This is a genomic window from Acidithiobacillus sp. TH-A36 (assembly GCF_057473445.1).
This window is the reverse complement of the sequence record NZ_JBYCKP010000409.1, coordinates 1-3,169: the sequence shown is the minus strand read 5'-3', so window position 1 is coordinate 3,169 and position 3,169 is coordinate 1. Positions and strand designations below refer to the sequence as shown.

Genomic DNA, 3,169 nt, shown 5'->3' with positions numbered 1-3,169 from the left:
AATTATTTAATTGCTTTAATCGGTGCATCACTTTGGTATAAAATCTCTATTCCAGATTAATAGCTTCTGGGTATTCCAGCCTGTAGTGACATTGTGAATACCCTTTCGTCCTTATTTCCAGGCTTTTCGCTTTGATCTAAGGATGGGCGTTAATCCTATCAAGAACTTTTGACATACTGGGTAGACAAGCTGATTTGCCACCTTGCTACCAGTTTCATGAGAGAGAAAATAAGGAACGTCAATGAACACAGCTGTCTTCAACCGCACTTCCGGAAATGCACCACTCCTGAAGGTACCTAAAATTACCGCCTATTTTTGGATAGCGAAACTCCTGACTACTGCCATGGGAGAGGCCACGTCAGATTTTCTCGTATTTCACACGAACCCCTATCTGGCTGTTATTGGTTGCGGGTTATTATTCCTGATTGCTCTCTGGCTGCAGATGCGTAGCAATCAATATAAAGCACACTATTACTGGTTTGCTGTTATCATGGTAAGTATTTTCGGGACACAAATAGCCGACGTTACCCATGTCGTACTGGGTGTCCCCTATGATATCTCGACATCCGTTTTTCTGATGGCATTGATCGGGATTCTGGGAATCTGGAAGCTCAAAGAAAAGACGCTTTCCATACACAGTGTGCATACACCTCGGCGCGAGGCTTTTTATTGGGCAACCATTGTAGCCACCTTTGCGTTGGGCACCGCCGCTGGTGACATGACTGCATCGAGCCTGGATTTAGGCTACCTTGAATCGGGGATCTTGTTTGTCATAATGTTTGGCATTCCCGTGATTGCATATTTCATGTTCGATCTTAATGAAATAGCTGCCTTCTGGATTGCCTATATTTTGACCAGACCATTGGGAGCCTCTTTCGCAGATTGGACAGACAAACCCATTCAGTTCGGTGGCCTTGGTTTGGGTACGGGTCCGGTGAGCATATCGCTAACACTGGTCATTCTGATGCTGCTCACCTACTTGATAATTTACAGAGTGGACGATCCCAACTAAAGTTTAATGCGAAAGAGAGGGGTTTATGGTCACAGAAGCCCCCGGCCTGTGAATGCCATTTTACGGGATATGAAAACATCTATGCCGGATCGGGCAGGAATCCGAACCTGATCGGCTTTTTTATCCAGCGTACGACATTGCTCTGGACAATGTGCCACGAACCAAGGGAATAACGCAGTACCTGACGATATATGAGGCCGCGTCGCCTTCTTTGGGCGCATTGCATAGGGTAGGGGGGTACTCTATACTGACTCTATGGCACATACCATTAAAGAGAAGCAACAGCTGCTTGCCCGCCTGCGGAGAATACGGGGGCAGATTGAAGCCATGGAGCATGCATTAGAGGAAGAAAGAGGCTGCGAAGTGATTATGCAGCAAATCGCCAGTGTGCGTGGTGCCATTGCTGGATTTATGGCAGAGGTCGTTGAAGATCATGTCCGCACCCATCTGGTAGATACAACCAGTTTTCCAAAGGCTCTGAATCAGGAAGCGACAGAACAGCTTATAGCAGTAATTCGTACCTACTTGAAGTGAGGCAATATATGGCCGTTCAATCTGCCAATCTACGGCATGGACACATTTTCCTGCGAACCGACCACGAACATAATGAACGAAGAACCTGGTGGGTGGTCTGGATATGTATTGTAATGATGTTGGTAGAAATTGTCGGTGGCTTTTTATCTGGATCTATTGCCCTGATAGCCGATGGCGTACACATGAGCACGCATGCAGGTGCCTTATTGCTAACAGCATTAGCCTATCGCTATGCACGCAAACATGTTCATGACCCACGTTTCAGCTTTGGGACTGGGAAAATCGGTGATCTTGCTGGTTTTAGTAGTGCCATTGTCATGGCAATGATTGCAGTGGTGATAGGGTTTGAGGCTGTGAGACAATTTTTTGCTCCAATGCCGGTCAATTATACTGAGGCGTTGCCTATTGCTGGCCTGGCCTTATTGGTTAATGTGATTACCGGATGGATTCTTATCGGTGGCCACTCTCACCATCATGAGCACCACTCCATGCACACACATCCGCATATAACTGACCATGAAGATGAGCGAAAATCCTTGTTCCTTAACAATAAAAATATTCATCTAGAAATTTATGAGCGGGGTGTGCCGCCAAGATTTCGCATCTATAGTGACCATGCCACCGATCTAGCCAACTTGCCTGTATCCGTCGAGACCGTACGCCCCAATGGCCAGCGCCATGTATTCCTCATGGCGACTCAAAAAGGTTATCTGGAATCTGTTGAAGAAATTCCCGAACCACATGAATTTTCGGCCATAGTTGACTGCAATGGAACAAGCAGTTTGGTCCAATTCTCTGAACACGAGCACACACATGAGTCGATCGGGCGGGATAACAATATGCGTGCGGCGATTGCTCATATTGTAACAGATTCAGCGGTATCCGCTCTTGTTGTTGTTGGGCTATGGCTGGGATTTACTTTTAATTGGCTCTGGATGAACCCATTGGCCGCTATTGTTGGGGCAATTGTTATCGGAAATTGGGCATATGGATTAGTCCGGGACACCGCCAAAATTCTTTTGGATATGACCCCTGATCAAAGTCTAGCCCAGCAGATGCAGGAGAAAATTGAAATGGATGGTGACACAGTGTCAGATTTGCATCTCTGGCGCCTTGGTCCGGGTCATCTTGGTGCAATTCTTTCTGTGCAGACATCCACGCAATCTAGTATTAAAGAATATCAGCAGAAATTATCATGTTTTAGGTCCATATCCCACTTGACTATTGAGATCTATAGAACTGAACCTCAAAATTGAGTGAGTGGGTAATCGAGGTGATTTATCGACTGCCTTGGTCGGTATTCTTCTGTTAGGTGTGAATCTGGTACATTTGGCCAATGGAAATGCTTTGTGTGATGGATGAATAGAGGGCATAAGCCAGGTGGGAATACACCATCCCTACTCACCCGTTGTCGGTAAAGGCGGTTTCAAGTTTGAAGTGCAACACCATTGTTTAACTGCCTGATTTGCTGTGCCATCACTTCGACTGGAGTGTGGTTTCGCTGATCGGGCATCAATTGCCTGTATTTTCTGGCCATCTCTCACCTCCGTCTGCCTTCGACCAGAGGTGTTGCACTTCATTTTAGAGCACGCCCAGTTTTTACGGAGACAACCTTCCCAAAAG

3 protein-coding genes are annotated in these 3,169 nt (G+C 46.4%); all 3 read left to right on the top strand.

What is annotated here, in order from left to right:
* Nucleotides 1–241: 241 nt before the first annotated feature.
* The 3 genes from AC2VLY_RS10750 (at nucleotide 242) to dmeF (ending at nucleotide 2,802) form a co-directional block, all read left to right on the top strand.
* Complete coding sequence (locus AC2VLY_RS10750) at nucleotides 242–1,012, top strand: COG4705 family protein (RefSeq protein ID WP_065957824.1); 771 nt, start codon at nucleotides 242–244, stop codon at nucleotides 1,010–1,012.
* Nucleotides 1,013–1,267: 255 nt separating this feature from the next.
* Nucleotides 1,268–1,546: a metal/formaldehyde-sensitive transcriptional repressor gene (locus AC2VLY_RS10745; RefSeq protein ID WP_024895334.1), complete on the top strand. Its 279-nt coding sequence runs from the start codon at nucleotides 1,268–1,270 to the stop codon at nucleotides 1,544–1,546.
* An 8-nt stretch (nucleotides 1,547–1,554) separates the two neighbouring features.
* Complete coding sequence (gene dmeF, locus AC2VLY_RS10740) at nucleotides 1,555–2,802, top strand: CDF family Co(II)/Ni(II) efflux transporter DmeF (protein WP_486891675.1); 1,248 nt, start codon at nucleotides 1,555–1,557, stop codon at nucleotides 2,800–2,802.
* Nucleotides 2,803–3,169: the final 367 nt, after the last annotated feature.

Excerpts from the sequence above, each read along its gene's own strand:
- AC2VLY_RS10750 (WP_065957824.1), top strand. The coding sequence starts at position 242 with ATGAACACAGCTGTCTTCAACCGCACTTCCGGAAATGCACCACTCCTG.
- AC2VLY_RS10745 (WP_024895334.1), top strand. The coding sequence starts at position 1,268 with ATGGCACATACCATTAAAGAGAAGCAACAGCTGCTTGCCCGCCTGCGG.
- dmeF (WP_486891675.1), top strand. The coding sequence starts at position 1,555 with ATGGCCGTTCAATCTGCCAATCTACGGCATGGACACATTTTCCTGCGA.